This window comes from Lacibacter sp. (genome assembly GCF_057361365.1).
This window is the reverse complement of the sequence record NZ_JBMQSG010000020.1, coordinates 31,469-48,259: the sequence shown is the minus strand read 5'-3', so window position 1 is coordinate 48,259 and position 16,791 is coordinate 31,469. Positions and strand designations below refer to the sequence as shown.

Below are 16,791 nucleotides of genomic sequence, written 5' to 3'. Positions count from 1 at the left end.
AATTGAGTAAAAACGGGGATGAATTGTAGCCCGGCTGGACGATTAAAAATCATCCCGCCGGGCCGTTCAATTCTTAATAAACTTTTTCGTTGTACTTATTTGGCAGAACATGGTCACTTTCCTGTTGCAATACTTCTTCCACAAGTTCAGTAAACAACTTATTCGCATCGTATTGCTGAAACTCATCAGCCAGGTTTTGAACATTAATTTTATATTCATTGCCAGCTGTTATTTCTTCCACCGCTTTCCTGATCTGATCAGCTTTTGGCAACTCTGTTTTTAAATCGATGCCTATTTTGAAATACCCTACTCTTGCACAAATTTCATTTTTGCCTTCATGCACGCCGGCAGTTACCATTGGTACACGGTTCTCAATCGCCAGCATTACGCCACCATAACCACCATTCGTAACGTACACATCGGTGTAAGGCATAATATCATCAAAAGGAATAAAATCTTCAATGATGATATTGTTCTGCGGATATCTTTCACGCAACTCTTTTGTTTGTGAATTTCCTGTTGTTACCACAACTAATGAGTCAGAATTTTTAAATGCTTCTAAGGTTGGTATTAATAATTTGTTGATGTCTTTTTCTACAGTTCCTTGCGTTACCAACACTACTCGTTTGTACTGGTTCAAGCGTTCATCGAACCATTGTTCTTTGTTTTGGTTGCTGCTGTAGGGCAACATTGATCCAATGAAACGAATATTATCACCGATATCGCTTCGCTTATATTCAAAACCAGGCGTACCGCTTTGCAGGTAATAAGTTGCCTTGCTGATGCCCAGATCAAAAAGGAATTTATTTTCATCATCGATGTTATAGATTTTAAATACCCGCTTCAACAATTTATCAGACTTCTTAAACAAAACATTTTTTGCCATAAAGCGAAGAATACTGTCTCTCACTTTGCTTAACCAGCTATTCCCCGGCGTTAATCCCAAACCCGGGGCGGGCAGATCTTTTGATGTTTGCATCAACGGCACAATGCCCATTGAGAACACAGGTATTTTCATGAGATCATTTACAAAAGGAATACCCGTGAATAGCACATCAGCCACAAAAAGGTCGAATTTATATTCTTTGTAAATCGCCTGAATATCTTCATAATACTCCGGGCCCCGAAGAATAAAATAATTCATCAGATCATAGTTCAGCTTTTTTACTTTGTTTTTGATTTTTGCACGGTCGGGAAACATTTCATCTACATTATCGGCCGTAATATCCAGTGCTTTTACAAACGGATAATGAGGGATGTCAAGTTTCTTCAACTTAGCTGCATAATGTTTTGATGTGTACCAACGTACTTCGTAACCGATCGATTGGAGATGTTTGGCTAAACCTGTAAGTGGATTGAAATGACCATCGGCGGGAACAGCGGCAAAGAGAATTTTTTTTCCATTGCCTGTGGCAAGTTGTTTGTTCATGGTAGAATAATTTGATAAGGTTTATTAATGATGGACAAACTTAACTTACAGCAATGCTTACTACTAATGACACATGCATGAATTGAATAAAACAATACATGATCTGTAGCCAACCTATTTCAACAATAGTAACAATAAAAAGCCCGATGGGAGAACCCACCGGGCAGGTAATTGATACCTAAACACTAAACAATTTTGATGTATAATTTTTTTATTGAAATACTGCAGCAATAATGAGTGCAATAAATCCGCTGATGTTTGCAACCTGCCGCCACGAAAACCAGTAAAGCCATTGTCTACGATAATCGCTCCAGTTTCGGGGAAATGTTTCCAATGTCCAGCTGTTGATAATGCGGTTGATGGGCATATCGCCTTTTAAGATCAAGACAACATCAATCAGTAATCCTGCAAAAGCAATTATGCTGCCTGCTGTTAATACTACCGAAGATTGAAATAAAGACATTGTAACCAAAGCAAGTCCCAGCAATAAAGCTGAGTAAACAACGGGTTTAAATTTTTTCAGAAAATTCCTGTCTAATAACTTTCTTAATTCGATGTATGAAGCAGCACCCATGCTTTCCTGCACATTTCTCAAGGCAATAATATACATGAAAGATTGCGCAACGATCACACTATAAAAAAACAAGTTTAAGACGATAAATATCTTCAATACCATAACTACTTTTTTTAAAGTTTAGTAAACTCAACCCTGCGGTTGGCTGCTTTTCCCTCCTTGGTTTTATTATCAGCAACAGGTTTGGCTTCACCTTTACCATCACTTTCTAATCTTGCAGCATCAATAGAGAATTCATTTATCAACACTTCTTTTACAGTGGCAGCTCTTTTTTGTGATAACGTAAGATTAGCTGCATCGGCACCATCACTATCTGTATGTCCTGTTATGCTGATGCGTACAGATGGATTTGCTTTTAACGCTGCGGCAATTTCACGGATCACACCATAAGATGCAGGCAGTAATGTGGCTTCATTCACATTGAACAGTATGCCTGTGGTTGAAAACTTTCCTTCTTCAATAAGTTTATGACGGGTGTCAGGAATACCTGTGGCCACTTTAATATTGCCGAGATAAAAACCAATTTCATTTTCTTTATAACCTGAATTGTGGATCTTAAAAAATAATTGATTAAAGACATATTGAAGCGGCAACGCCTTGGGTATATCAAATACTTTCTCACTATTGATCCAGATGCGCAAACGGCTTTCCTGCACCTGCATAGCGATATGAATGACTTTGTTGTAATTACCATCGAAAGCATCAAGTTCCTGGTCAGCACTTTTATAAAAATCTCTCCGTTCAATAAAACTTTTTACTGTTGCATAACTGGGCGTGCTTTTGTAACCGGGTCGTAACATTACTTCTGTTGATTGGTATTTGCTGTAATTGCCCATCAGTTCATTATCTGTTGTTTGCAGATCGCTGCTTGCCAGCATACCAAACGTCACCAATGGAAGGGTATAACTTTTGTAGTTGAATGCCAGCATCAGATCAAACTCAACAGTAAAGTTTTTCTGGAATTCAGTCTTATTACCTGTGAGATAAAATGAATTCTGATGCATCTTCGTCCAATTGCCGTTCAGCCCTTCTACGGTTACCACTTCACCCTTACCTGTTGTGTTCCAGTTGAGCGGCAACTCTCCAATTGCATCCTGGGAAAAATCTTCGGTGTATAATATTTTTTCACCGGGAACAAAATCAAATGAGCTTGCATAGCCAACCTTCTTTTTTGTGGGTTCTGTTGCATCGGATGTGTTTTCGGCTGCAGGTTTTGTTTTGCCCTTGCCTTCCATTTCGTCCAATGCTTCATCAATTCCTTTGTCTATTTTATTATTTACACGCTGGTTTACTTTTGCTTTTGCACGGTTCAATACATTGCCGATTTGTGCTTCAGCAAATAACGGAGCTGTAATTATTAATGCGATTAAAAGATGTTTCATGGTTTACTGTTTTATTTTGCTTCAACTGAAGTTTTAGCTGGTTTTACCGTTTGCAGGTAATTATAGATGGCTGTTAATTCATTATCCGTCATCTTCTTATAAGAGTTCCATGGCATGTGACTATGCTTAATAAGTTTGCCCATGCGTACACGATCAATAAAATTCTGTTTGCTCCAACCGTATATGCGACTTTCAGGATGCGGTGTTAGATTGGGAGGTGTTAATGTATCTAAACCCGGTTCTGTAAATGCATTACCACCTGCAAAGGGTTCACCAATATAATCACCAGTTGGACCACGAAGTGTATGACAACCGGCGCAATTGGCAACATTATTTACAATGTAAGCGCCATAAACGGCAGTTGTATCAGGTGTTACTTTTTTTGGAATATTGCCTTTAGGTCCAACAGGTTTCACCAGGAAAGCTTTCAACACTTTTCCCAAGGCACTGTATTCATTTTCAGGCACTGTGTTTTTAACTGGCTTTAATGTGCGCAGGTAAGAAATGATAGCCGTCATATCTTCTTCGCTCACGTTATGAAAAGGCATAAAGTCGATCATTGCCTGGCCTTTGGAATTAACACCGTAGTATAATGTGCGTGCAATTTCCCCATCTGTTAATTTACCAATGCCGGTTTCTTCATCGGAAGTAATGTTCCTGCTGTAAAAATTTCCAAGTTCAAAAGCAAACTTGCGGCCACCACTCAATGTAGGTTCGATGCCCAGTTGAGCTAATGAATCGGTATTTTGATTGCTGTGGCAATCGGCACAATGCGCCATGCTGTAAACAATATGTTTACCTTTTGCAATAACTGTACTGTCTGTTGATGCTTTAATGGTTGGATAAGGTGCTTCGAAACGGAGATCCTGGCGTGTGGCGGTTAAAGCTGTGAGTGCAACGATAATGAACAGCAGAATAAAGCCGGTCCATTTCGCAATTTTTTTAAATCGCTTCATGATAATAAGGTTTTGAGGCACAAAGATGTTCTGTGGCAATTGCAAGGGGAAGTACAGTTTGCATGAATTGTATTTTTTTGTTGATGAATTGAAAAGTGGACTGCAGTGACAAAAAATACGCAAGCTCACAACGAAGGAAAACAATTCATCCACTCGTTTTTTCAGTTCATACCTCCGGTGGTTTGTATAAAACTGAAGTGATAATATGTTTGTAGTGTTATTTAAACCTTATCATCTAACCTTATTTATCATGACCGAAAAACAACCTTTAAAAAACGAGGTGCCCGTTGCGGAAGATCAGTGCAGCACCAATGCCTGCAGTAATTGTTACACCTATAGTGGCTGTATGCATCAGCCCTATTCGTTCTGGCAGGCGTTGTGCGATGCAGCTGCGTTTCAATTGCATCCAGGCGAAGAATTGAAAGCGAGGATTTTCAACAGCAATCAATCCTTTGCCGCCTGATCTTAAAATCTTGGCAAACACCAAGAACTAAGTTGTGTGCTGTTTCGATTTTTGTGTTCTAAAAAATGAACAAATGAAACAGCACAAACTTTTACGCATCTCCTCAGCAACGCTTATCGGGTTCTCCGCCATTGCTATTTTAATGGTAAGCCTGATGGCTTTTCAAAACCCACAAGCCGTGATGGATCTTGTGCAGGTGAAACTTCCCAACAACGATGCTTTCAGTTCTATTCGTGGAGTGTATGGTGGCGTTGGCCTTACCATCTTTATCAGCCTGGTATATCTTGCATTTAAAGATCACACAAGAGGTTTGGCATTCGCAGCTATTCTTTGGGGAAGCTATGCATTGTCGAGATTGATGACCATTTCACTTGAAGGACCATTGGGTGCATTTGGTCAGCAATGGCTTATGATTGAAAGCATACTTTGCATTATTGCAGTAACTCTGTTGATCGTTCGTGTGAAACTGCAGGAGGCGAAACGATAGTTATAAAAAAATCCCCGTGCATTGCGGGGATCTTTTTTATTCATTGGTCAAAAGTATCCGGTTGATCAAAGGAACTAATTCGTTTTCTTTTGCCATAAGTTTCTCCAGCAATACCAATTGGTTTGATGCACGGATGAAATTATGTTTTTCGTAACGGGCGCCATAATACACATCATCGTTGAGATAATCAGTTAAAAAACGGATAGCCTGCATATAAATCATAAACTTACCTGCGTATAGGAACAGTTGCTTTTCAGTAGCAGTAAGTTCAGTTTTCATTTCACTGTAATACCCTTTTACGATGGCTTCAAAAATAGAAGATCGAATTTCAATTTTACTGAGGTCACTTTCCTCTTCGCTCACTGGCGATAAGTAGGTGCGCATCATATCGCCCACATCACTAATAAAATGACCAGGCATTACGGTGTCCAGATCAATTACGCATAAGCCTTTACCATCTTTATTGAATAATACGTTGCTGATTTTTGTATCGTGGTGCGTAACACGCAGCTTGCACTCAGGATTGGTTCTGATCTGCTGGTATTGCTCTGCAATGGATTTATTATCCATGAGTTTTTTTATCAAAACATCAGCTTCTATAATTCGTTCTGCATTCCCGTTTTCCAATGCAAGCATAAACTGGCGGTAACGCAACGACAGATCATGAAAGGATGGAATCGTGATCTTGAGCTGAGAAATATCGAGCCCACTTAACAAATGCGTAAACCGTCCAAACTGGACTGCAGCTTCATACGCTTCCGTTGCAGTTTCAACCACTTCTTTTGCATACGATCCTTTTACAAAAGGGAACAACCTGAAAAAACCTTCATTTTCCAAATAAATGAGTGTTGATCCATCTTCTGCTTTCACCGGTGCGGCAAATGAATAATGAGGGTAGCGTTGTTTAAGATAGTTGGCAATTAAACTGATATTATGTGCAATATCTTCCGGTTCACTAAATACCAAATGGTTTAAGCGTTGCAGAATATATTCATCTGATGCGGTGGTTACTTTCCAGGTGCTATTGATAAGACCGCTTCCAAAAGCTTCGAGTTTCACCTTCTTTTCTGTAAGACCAAAAACCGGCAGTACCGATTGCGACATTATTTGCTGATATTCCAAAATATTGTATGTCATGTTAGCGCTTGGCAGTTCTATTCCTTTTATTTAATCTCATTGCTCGTTCTTTCAGCAATTGTCGTTCTTTTAATAGTCATCATTTAATGCAAAAACAGGTTTGCGATACATCCATTTACCGCCTGTAAAATCAGGAAACTCTATTGTTTCATTTCCTTTTTCAATTGATAGTTCGCTTAAAGGTGTAATGGCGCTCCATGCTGCGGCATCATACACATCCATTGGAGTAGCTGTTTTACGTTTTATGCTTTCAACAAATGAATGGATCACAAAGAAATCCATACCGCCATGGCCTGCTCCTTCTGTTTCTTTACTCCATCGTGCCCAAAGCGGATGATCATATTTATCGAACCAATCTTTTGCTGCATCCCATTGGTGAGCTTTCGATTTACCTTCAATATGCACGCCCTTATTTACATCCATCCAGATCCCGTTTGTGCCTTGCACACGAAAACCCAATGAATATGGTCGTGGTAAATTAGTATCGTGCTGTAGTAAAATTGTTTCACCATTTACACAACCAATAGATGTTGTAACCACATCTCCTAATTTAAAATTAATTTTTGCATTGGGATGTTCGGGTCCGCATTTCTTTACAATATGTTCATGCAAACCTTTTGCCTTTGATGAGAAAGACGAAATATTTACAAACCTGTTACCACGGTTGATGTTTATGTAATGAGCTACAGGACCAATACCATGCGTTGGATATAAATCGCCGTTACGATGTACTGAGTGATGTGTACGCCATCTTGCTTCGCTCCATCCTTTATCACCAAATTCACAGCCGTTACCATAAGCGTCAACACCATTGTTGAATTTTACTTCACGCAAATCGTGTTGATAGCCCCCTTGCAAATGCACTAATTCACCAAACAATCCCTGGCGCACCATATTTAATGCAGCCATCACATCTCTACGATAGCAAACATTCTCCAGCATCATCACATGAGCATTGTATTGTTCTGCAGCTTTCACTACATCCCAATGATCCTGTAACGTAATGCCGATCATTACTTCACTGCCAACATATTTAATACCTGCCTGCAATGAACCAATGATCATTTCTTTGTGCCATTCCCATGGTGTGGCTATGATAATACCATCGATGCCTTTAAGCTCAAGCATTTTTTTCCATGCGTAAGGATCGCCTGTAAAGATTTGCGGCATCTTTTTTCCGCTCTTGCGAATCATTTCTTTTGAACTGGCGAGCATCCTGTCATCAATATCACAAATAGCGATCAGTTCCACATCATTGCGACGAAGTACAAGATCAAGATGATTTTGTCCACGAAGTCCCACACCAATCATGACCATTTTTACTTTTACGTCGGCAGCTTTTGCAAATAACGATCCTGTTGGCAATACTGTAAGTGAAGCGGCAGTGAGACCAGTATTTTTTATGAAATCTTTCCTGTTCATACAATTGATTAAGGATTATAAGACGCCTCTTACAAGCAAGTATCAAACAGCAATAGTTTTGGTCGGTTTTAGTGAAACCGGGGCATCCTGAAGTTTTTACTCTTACTTGAAACAATGAAAATAATACATAAATATTCAGCCGCAGCATGCAAACGGATGCGCAAAAATTGAAACAATCCATGTGTGATAATGTTTAAAAAAACCGGCTGAAAAGCCGGTTCGATTTAACTACCACTATTGATTATGAGAAAACGTTTGTTGTCGGTTGAAACTTTAGTTCCGTTAATGAATAAGTAACAAAGTCAGCAAAACTGACCAAGGTTTAAAGTTTGAACACATCAGCAAATTAAAGGTTTTGTAAAGGGAAGGCATATGCAAACGAATGCGCAACTTTTAAGGGTGATGCATTGCTTAAAAGATCCATGCAAAACATTCATCAACTGTTGCCAGGTTATTGAAACAAAAAGCGGAACAATAAATTGTTCCGCTTATATTCCTCATGCTTTTACTTGTTATACGCCCGATTGCTGGAAAGCTACCAATGTAGTGGGCATTTCTTCTACATAAAAAGAAGTGCTGGTGATTTTATTATCTGTTTTTTCGTTGAGAATTTTAATCATCAACTCCATTGCCTTTTCGCCCTGCCCGTAAGGATATTGTTCGATAGAAGCTAATGGAGGAAACGCTGTATAGCTTGTAATGGGCAAGTTGGCATAGCTTACAAACACAATGTCTTTATTCACTTTTATATTGTGCTTCTGCGCATATTGCACCGCATCCATGTGCACATAATCGTTGAAGGTAATGATGGCTGTTGGTGGATTTTTTAATGCAAGTAATTTTTTCATTGCATTGTGCGTACTTTCTTTTGACAAATCAGTTTTCTCCACCATCTGCATATCCACTTTCAGTTTTTGTTTGGAAATACCTTCAATATATCCATTCATACGTTCCTTGCTTGCATTGATCTTATCGGGACCATTAATAAATGCAATACGCCTGTAGCCCTTATTAAACAACCATCCCACCATATCAACGGTTCCCTTGTATAAATCGCAATAAACTTTATGTGCGTCCTGCATATTAGGTACACGATCGAAATACACAACCGGTATTTCATATTTGCGCAATGCTTCAAGATGATCGTACCTGTTTGTTCCTTTTGAAAGAGAAATCAATAACCCATCTACACGTTGTTTTTTCATTGCTTCAACAACAGCTTTCTCTCTTTCCGTATCATCATAACTCTGACCAAATAAAATAGTATATTGATGTTCCATGGCAGCAGTTTCAATGCCGCTGATTGCCTGTGAAAAAAACTCTTCACGTATAAAAGGAATCACCACGCCAATAACATACGTTTTCTTCTGTTTGAAAAAAATGGCCTGTGCATTGGGTTCGTAGCCCATGTCTTTTGCCAACTGCTGTACTTTCAGTTTTGTACCGAGACCAATGCGGGGATGATCGCTCAATGCTCTTGATACCGTTGACACCGAAACTTTTAATTGTTTCGCAATTTCTTTTATCGTCGGCAATTTTTCCATACTACTCTAAGTTTATAAAACTTTCGTTTCAAATTCAATATCACCAAAAAAAGCCGGTTGATGAAAATCAGGCTCGGCTGTTTCAATATTATTCCAGGCAAGAAAATGTGGTTGGGCCAATTTATCGCCACATTTATAGAAATTTGCTTTGCATTTTTTTCCTTCAAGATTAAATACCGCATGGTACATAAACACACTTAGTGGGATAATGGCCTGCATTTGCCATACAAATCCAGCAGCTTTCTTTTCCATGGTTGTAAAGCACCTGATGCGTTGTACCAATGTTACCGGCAATAATTTTCTGTTTGTTTTATCCTTACCAAAACCAACGAGTGCTGTACCAATACAATTAAATTCAAAATTATAATAACCTCTGTCATCGAAACTGATAAAAAATTCTACGCAACTATCTTCCCATACGGATGAGTTAATTGCTGTGTTCACATAGCGAACCTCTTCTTCCTCTACATTAAACGTAAGCACAATATGCTCGCCTGTATGTGCAATTGAAAAACGCACATCTGGTTTATACGAATAGGCCGGCCATGGCTGCTCAGCCAATGGTTGTAGTGGTAATGGTTGCTGCAACGCTACGGCCTGCTTAGTTGATGCCAATTCATCTTTACAAACTATATGAGGAACATGGAGTGCACGCATGTTATCTACAATGTGTTGACTTTTATCGATAAAAGTAGCATTAATAAAAAGGCCGTCTTTGCACAAACGTATGCGCAGATTGTAAATACTTATTCGTTACCGAAATCTGAATGGTTAAAAAATGACGGTTTTATCGAAATTTCATTCAAAATGTATTACTCCGTTTGCCAATTATTAATTCTTACTTATATAAAACGAATGGCGGTTCAGCAAAGTAAAAGCTACAAAAGATCATCGTAAAAGTTAGAGTAATCAATTAGGTATCCGTGATTAAGCAGATCAACTTTGTATCAGAAACAATTTCATTCACATTATTTAAACCAAAGATCATGAAAAGTACATTACTGCTGGGCCTGCTTGCTATTCTTATACTATCAGCCTGTAAGAAAAAAAATGATGATGTTGTTATTTCATTAAAAGGCAAATGGAATGCTCACAGCGTTACGTATAATGAATTTGACAACGGTGCACTTACACAATCCTATTCCGAAAACTTAATAAAAACAACCTTTGATTTTCAGAACAGTGGTATGCTGGTTATTGCAGATGAGTACGGCTCAGACTCTTTTGCTTACAAAATTCAAAACGAAAAAACTGTGGAATTTGATGGAATGGTTTTCGAAATCAGAAACCTGACTGCGAATTCCGTAACTCTTTATGCACGGGAAGACTACGGACCGGGCAACTACGAAGAAGTTGCATTCACTCTGGCAAGATAAGTAGTGCAATGCCTATAAAGGATTATAACAAGAGTCCCTTACAACGAATTTGTAAGGGACTCTTGTTTTTTAGTAGCCCCGACAGGAATCGAACCTGTATCTAAAGTTTAGGAAACTTCTATTCTATCCATTGAACTACAGGGCCATATAGAAGGACGGCAAAAATAGCATAAATCACAATTGGTAAATCTGAAATCTGTTTTCAAACCCTACCTTTGCAACCCAATTTATAGAAGTATGAAACTCTTAAACGTATATATCCGCTACAGGCTTATTATTGGTATTGTGTTATTGGTTGTAGCCGGTATTGTTCATTATTATACCAGCTTTTGGCCATCCTTCATTATTTACCTTGTGGCTGTGGTGAGCATTTTCGGCCACTTTTTCTTTGGCCCTCTTCGTTTGATTCAGCAATACATGGAAGCAGGAGATATGGACGGCGCTGAAAAGATCCTTAACTCGGTTACATTTCCTGGTCTGTTGTTCAAACCAATCCGCTCGGTGTTTTACACCCTTAAGGGAAATATTGCCATGATGAAGCAGGATTTCGACGGTGCCGAAAAAATGATGAAGAAAGGTATCGATCTGGGCAGCGGATCGTCTCTAATGCAGGGTACCGAAGGTGCAAGCTTATTGCAAATGGGGATGCTGGCTATGCAAAAAAACAACTTCAAACAAGCCGAAAGCTATATTCGCCAGGCTCTTCGTAAAGGCTTGCCAGATAAGGAAAACCAGGCAGCTGCTAACCTGCAGATGTGCAGTATCATGATGAACAAAAGAGAATTTCGTGCTGCTAAAGACTATTTCCGCAAAGCTAAGGCCTTAAAACCTTCCACTCAACAGTTGGCCGACCAGATTAAACAAATGGAGAAATATATTTCCCGGATGCCGGGTTAAGAAAGTAAAGTAAGAGGCAGAACTGGTATTTGTGAATGATTAGCTATTCGCTCTGCCTCTTAAAATCTCTTTACAGGGAAGCTGAAAACTCAGCGGGTGTGTAGGATCAACAACGGCTAAAACCTTCGACACCGTAAAAGTACCCCTCACCATTCATTCAAAAAATACCACTTTAAGGGTATAATTTGCCGGCAGGTAAATAAAAAAACCGCCTTTTTTCCTAAAAAAAAGACGGTCAATACTGTACGGCTGGCTGGATTTTAAAAACGGGCTTCGAAGTTAGTACCTGAAAATTAGGCGAAAACCGAATTTGTTTAACTTTTCTCGGATCCATCTTTTGCAGGCTTTATACACATTAGATAATAATTGTTGTCAACTTACTCCTCAAAATTCTTTATTGGCTCAAGGTCAGAGAATTAACTTTGAAGCATGTCCATTAACAAAGAACGCCTCCAACAACGATTTCTTGAAGAATACGAACGGCTGAATGAAAAACAAAAGCTGGCTGTTGATCATATTGAAGGACCGGTAATGGTGATCGCAGGTCCAGGTACCGGTAAAACCCAAATACTTGCCAGCCGGATTGGTAAGATCTTACTTGAAACAGATGCGCTTCCACAAAACATTTTATGTCTTACCTATACTGATGCAGGCGTTGTAGCTATGCGGAAACGGTTATTGAAATTCATTGGGCCCGATGCATACAAAGTAAACATCTACACCTACCACGCATTTTGCAATGATGTAATTCAGGAAAATCTTTCGCAGTTCGAAAAAACAGCACTTGATCCTTTGTCCGATTTGGAAAAGATTGAGTTATTCAAAGAGTTGATTGACTCATTTCCTAAAAATCATCCATTGAAACGATATAGGGGTGATGTGTATTTTGAAATCACCAATCTTGATCGGCTATTCAGCACCATGAAAAAAGAAGGATGGTCGCCTGAGTTTGTTGAAGAAAGGATCAATACCTACCTCTCCGATCTTCCCACACGTGATGAGTATGTTTACAAACGCAAGTACAAACAATTCAATGCAGGTGATCTTAAAAAAGAAAAGCTGGATGAAGAAACCGAACGCATGGAAAAACTGCGTGCTGCTGTAAAAGAGTATGATCGTTTTCAGCAACTCATGCGCAAACGCAACCGTTACGATTTTGATGATATGATCACATGGGTGATTAAAGCATTTGAAGAAAATAAAAACCTGCTGGCCAACTACCAGGAACAGTTTCAGTATATTCTGGTTGATGAGTTCCAGGATTCAAGCGGTACGCAAAATAAAATTGTTGAATTACTCATCAGCTATTGGGATCAACCGAATGTATTTGTTGTGGGCGATGATGACCAGAGTATTTTTCGTTTCCAGGGAGCAAATGTGGAGAATATGGAAAGTTTTGCAGGCATGTATGCAAACGACCTGTTGACGGTTGTATTGTCAAACAACTATCGATCTACCCAACCTATCCTTGATATTTCAAAATCGCTCATTAACCGCAACGAAGAACGTTTAATAAAGAAAATACCAGGCCTTACAAAAGATCTTATTTCAAGTAACAGCAAGATCAATCACCTGTTGCACACAGCATCTGTCAAATCTTATCAAACGCAACGGGAGGAAATGATTGATATTACGTTGCAGGTGCAACAATTGTTGAAGGAAGGCATTCACCCCGGGCGTATTGCTGTTATTTATAAAGAAAACAAATATGGCGAAGAGTTAACGCATTACTTTAATCACTTAGGTATTCCCTTTTACAGTAAGCGTCATTTGAATATTCTTGAACTGCCGCTTGCACAAAAGATCATTCTTATACTCAAGTACCTCACTGCCGAGCATGATGTGCCTTATGGCGGCGATGAAATGCTGTTTGAATTATTACACTTCAGCTGGTTTCATATTCCTGCAATTGAAATTGCAAAGCTTACAGTTGAAGTATCGGCCACACAGTTCAGCGATAATAAAACCTCATTGAGGAGGTTGCTGCATGAAAAAGCGCATGCCCCGGCAAAAGATCTTTTTTCGCAAGGCATTCATCATGGCTTAAAAACTGCAAGTATTGTTTTTGAAAAATTGATTGGCGATGTGCCAAATATTACGCTGCAGCATTTGTTCGACAATGTGGTTAGAGAAACCGGTATTCTGAAACATATTATGCAAAGCCCGGATAAACATTGGCAGTTAAAAGTGCTTACCGGTTTATTCGATTTTGTAAAAGAAGAAACAAGACGCAACCCTTTGCTTTCCTTGCAGGGCCTTATTTCCATTATTGAATTAATGGAAAAGGAAGAGTTGAAATTGCCACTGGTGCAGGTAAGTGGCAGCGATAACGGTGTAAACTTATTAACTGCACATGGCTCCAAAGGTTTGGAATTTGAACAGGTGTTTGTTGCTGGTTGTAATTCGGGATTTTGGGAAAAGAAACGCAATCCTTCAAATGGATACAAATTGCCCGATACCATTTTCACTACTTCATCCGTAACAAAAGAAACATCAACTGAAGAATTACGTCGGTTGTTTTATGTGGCCATCACAAGGGCAGAAACACATCTGACCCTTTCCTTCAGTCAGTTTAAAAATGATGGGAAGGAAATGGAACCATCGATGTTTATTGAAGAGATTAGAGAAGAGCAACCAATTGACATTATACCCGTGGTGCTTAGCAACGAAGCATTGAGCGAATTCACTGCTTTGTTATTTGGTGAAGCGCAAGCTCCGGAAATTGAAAAAATCGAAGAGCATTTTATTCAACCTATCCTGGAAAAGTTTGTGATGAATGTTACTGCGCTAAACAACTACTTAAAATGTCCGCTGGAATTTTATTTCAAAAATCTTATCCGCATTCCTTCACCAAAAAATGAAGCAACAGAATTTGGTTCATCTGTTCACTATGCGTTAGAACAACTGTTCCGCAAAATGCAGGAATCGAAAACAGACAGCTTTCATTCCAAAGAACAATTCGTTGCAGATTTTGAATGGTACATGCGTCGCCACCGTGAAAGTTTTACCAAAGAACAGTTTGCACGAAGAATGGAATACGGAGTCGAAGTGCTAAGCAACTACTATGATAAATACATCAACAATTTCTCCACCATTGTTGCCATTGAACGCAATATTCGTAATGTAATGATTAAAGGCGTGCCTTTAAAAGGGAAGCTTGATAAGCTGGAGTTTGATGGCAAAGCAGTGAATGTTGTGGACTATAAAACGGGTAATGTTGACAATGCAAAAGATAAATTGAAAGGACCCAACGATAAACAACCCGATGGTGGTGATTATTGGCGACAAGCTGTGTTTTACAAAATACTTGTTGACAACTACGAAGCAAAAGACTGGAAAGTGGTGAGCACAGAATTTGATTTCGTGGAGCCTGATAAAAAGAAAGAATACCGCAAAGAAAAGATCGTTATTACGCCCGCCGATATTGAAACAGTTACACAGCAAATTGTACAGGTTTGGGGGAAAATTCAGAACCGTGAATTTTATATCGGCTGCGGCAAAGAAGATTGCCACTGGTGCAATTTTGTAAAGACCAATGAATTGGCGGTGGCATTGCATGAGATCGAGGAAGAAGAGTTTGAGCCTTGATTTATCGGATTATTAGGATTTACGAGAAAAGAAATCATTTGAAAGAAGGTAAGTTTGCACTTTGTAATTGAAGCGGCGTTAATACATGAAAAGACTTTTTCCATTTATATTCATCATCCTTTGCATCGCAATTGTTCAGGTTCAAACAACCGGTTGCGCCAACATCGTGCCGCCAAGCGGTGGACCAAGAGATAGCTTGGCTCCTGTGCCTGTTTCAGCATCACCAAGAGATTCGGCCACCATGGTGAAAGAACAAAAGATCACCATCACTTTTGATGAATTTGTGGAATTAAAAGAGCCTACACAAAAAGTACTTATCTCCCCTTTCCCGGTAAAAGATCCGGCAATTGAATACAAACTGCGTACGGTTATAGTTCGTTTAAAAGATTCGCTTTTACCAAATACAACTTACAACATCAACTTCGGCGATGCTATTGTTGATTTGAACGAAGGAAACATTCTGAAGAATTTTCAATACAGTTTTTCAACCGGTGCGTTTATTGATTCAAATGAACTTTCAGGTAAAGTAATTTTGGCAGAAACAGGAAAAGCAGACAGCACCATGTTTGCATTGCTTTACCGTAAAGAAGAAGATTCAACGGTGTTTAAAGAAAAACCCATGTATGTTGCAAGGGTTGATGCACAAGGTAATTTCCAGTTTAACAACCTGCCCACTGGTACATTCTATGTGTATGCGTTGCGTGATGAAGATGGAAATAAAAAATATACACAGGGTATTGAACAATTCGCTTTTCTCGATTCAACTGTTACGGTAAGTACCAACACGCCTGCGGTTCAGCTGTATGCATTTGCTACAGAAAAGGAACGGCAAAAAACGACTGCGACACAAGATAACAAACGTGGCTTGGTGGTTTCTTCCAATCTTGAAGGCAATGCACTTGATATACTCGATACATTCAGACTCATCTATACAAAACCTATTCGTAATTATGATATTTCGAAGATCCGTTTGCAACAGGATTCAACAAAGTTCATTACTGATTTTGCCATCATCAACGACAGTATTCGCAAACAATTACTGTTGAATTATGCGTGGAAAACCGGCGGTACTTACAAGCTTTTTCTCGATAAAGAATATGCAGCTGATACGTCAGGATTAAAATCATTAAAAAACGATACCCTTTCTTTTCGTGTGAAAACAGAAAAAGAATATGGCACGCTTCGTATACGGTTTAAAGAACTTGATACTGCTGCACATCCGGTGTTGCTTTTTTATAACAATGATGATGTAGTTGGTCGTTATCCCTTAACCGGCAAAGAATTTTATCGCACTCAGTTTAAGCCCGGCACTTACAAACTTGGCTTGTTGTTCGATACAAATAGAAACGGCGTGTGGGATGCCGGCAGTTATTTTACAAAACCGAAGCGACAGCCGGAATTGGTTATGCCACTCAATTACTCAGTAACCGTAAAAGAAAATTGGGATAACGAACTAGTAATTGAACCGGGTAAACCACAAAGCAACAATAATAACATACCTCAACGACAGTAAAGTCTTTTATTCAGCATCCTTCG

The 16,791-nt window shown here is 39.1% G+C and carries 14 protein-coding genes and 1 tRNA gene; 6 read left to right on the top strand and 9 right to left on the bottom strand.

All coding sequences use genetic code 11. The features are described from left to right. Positions 1-73: 73 nt before the first annotated feature. The 4 genes from ACO1QW_RS16825 to ACO1QW_RS16810 form a co-directional block, all read right to left on the bottom strand. The gene (locus ACO1QW_RS16825; RefSeq protein WP_486260534.1) at positions 74-1,429 is read right to left on the bottom strand and encodes a glycosyltransferase; all 1,356 of its coding nucleotides are present in this window, start codon (positions 1,427-1,429) and stop codon (positions 74-76) included. Positions 1,430-1,640: 211 nt separating this feature from the next. Continuing rightward, positions 1,641-2,105, bottom strand: coding sequence for a hypothetical protein (locus ACO1QW_RS16820; protein ID WP_486260532.1), 465 nt, complete (start codon positions 2,103-2,105; stop codon positions 1,641-1,643). 11 nt (positions 2,106-2,116) lie between these two features. Further along, complete coding sequence (locus tag ACO1QW_RS16815) at positions 2,117-3,385, bottom strand: OmpA family protein (protein WP_486260530.1); 1,269 nt, start codon at positions 3,383-3,385, stop codon at positions 2,117-2,119. Positions 3,386-3,396: 11 nt separating this feature from the next. Next, entirely contained in the window at positions 3,397-4,341 is a 945-nt protein-coding gene (locus tag ACO1QW_RS16810; protein WP_486260529.1) for a cytochrome c, read from the bottom strand. A gap of 250 nt (positions 4,342-4,591) precedes the next feature. On the opposite strand from ACO1QW_RS16810, the gene ACO1QW_RS16805 reads away from it, so the two are divergent. Beyond that, positions 4,592-4,804 carry a hypothetical protein gene (locus ACO1QW_RS16805; RefSeq protein WP_486260527.1) on the top strand — a complete coding sequence of 71 codons (213 nt, stop codon included), beginning with the start codon at positions 4,592-4,594 and terminating at the stop codon, positions 4,802-4,804. 73 nt (positions 4,805-4,877) lie between these two features. After that, positions 4,878-5,291: a DUF4345 domain-containing protein gene (locus ACO1QW_RS16800; RefSeq protein ID WP_486260525.1), complete on the top strand. Its 414-nt coding sequence runs from the start codon at positions 4,878-4,880 to the stop codon at positions 5,289-5,291. Positions 5,292-5,327: 36 nt separating this feature from the next. Here ACO1QW_RS16800 and ACO1QW_RS16795 read toward each other — a convergent pair whose 3' ends face one another. The 4 genes from ACO1QW_RS16795 to ACO1QW_RS16780 form a co-directional block, all read right to left on the bottom strand. Continuing rightward, entirely contained in the window at positions 5,328-6,428 is a 1,101-nt protein-coding gene (locus ACO1QW_RS16795; protein WP_486260523.1) for a phosphotransferase enzyme family protein, read from the bottom strand. A 69-nt stretch (positions 6,429-6,497) separates the two neighbouring features. After that, positions 6,498-7,850, bottom strand: a complete 1,353-nt coding sequence (locus ACO1QW_RS16790; protein WP_486260521.1) for a Gfo/Idh/MocA family protein — start codon at positions 7,848-7,850, stop codon at positions 6,498-6,500. Positions 7,851-8,362: 512 nt separating this feature from the next. Next, on the bottom strand, positions 8,363-9,394 hold the full coding sequence (locus ACO1QW_RS16785; RefSeq protein WP_486260519.1) for a LacI family DNA-binding transcriptional regulator: 1,032 nt from the start codon (positions 9,392-9,394) through the stop codon (positions 8,363-8,365). Between the two features lie 12 nt (positions 9,395-9,406). Continuing rightward, positions 9,407-10,051: a carbohydrate-binding family 9-like protein gene (locus ACO1QW_RS16780; protein WP_486260517.1), complete on the bottom strand. Its 645-nt coding sequence runs from the start codon at positions 10,049-10,051 to the stop codon at positions 9,407-9,409. Between the two features lie 329 nt (positions 10,052-10,380). Between ACO1QW_RS16780 and ACO1QW_RS16775 the strand changes: the two genes are divergently transcribed. After that, positions 10,381-10,770: a hypothetical protein gene (locus ACO1QW_RS16775; protein ID WP_486260516.1), complete on the top strand. Its 390-nt coding sequence runs from the start codon at positions 10,381-10,383 to the stop codon at positions 10,768-10,770. Positions 10,771-10,843: 73 nt separating this feature from the next. On the opposite strand, the gene ACO1QW_RS16770 is transcribed toward ACO1QW_RS16775, so the two are convergent. Next, positions 10,844-10,915: transfer RNA gene (locus ACO1QW_RS16770), tRNA-Arg, on the bottom strand. A 92-nt stretch (positions 10,916-11,007) separates the two neighbouring features. On the opposite strand from ACO1QW_RS16770, the gene ACO1QW_RS16765 reads away from it, so the two are divergent. The 3 genes from ACO1QW_RS16765 (at position 11,008) to ACO1QW_RS16755 (ending at position 16,768) form a co-directional block, all read left to right on the top strand. Next, positions 11,008-11,667, top strand: a complete 660-nt coding sequence (locus ACO1QW_RS16765) for a tetratricopeptide repeat protein (protein WP_486260514.1) — start codon at positions 11,008-11,010, stop codon at positions 11,665-11,667. Positions 11,668-12,096: 429 nt separating this feature from the next. Further along, positions 12,097-15,255 carry an ATP-dependent helicase gene (locus tag ACO1QW_RS16760; RefSeq protein ID WP_486260513.1) on the top strand — a complete coding sequence of 1,053 codons (3,159 nt, stop codon included), beginning with the start codon at positions 12,097-12,099 and terminating at the stop codon, positions 15,253-15,255. An 85-nt stretch (positions 15,256-15,340) separates the two neighbouring features. After that, on the top strand, positions 15,341-16,768 hold the full coding sequence (locus tag ACO1QW_RS16755) for an Ig-like domain-containing domain (RefSeq protein WP_486260511.1): 1,428 nt from the start codon (positions 15,341-15,343) through the stop codon (positions 16,766-16,768). Positions 16,769-16,791 lie beyond the last annotated feature (23 nt).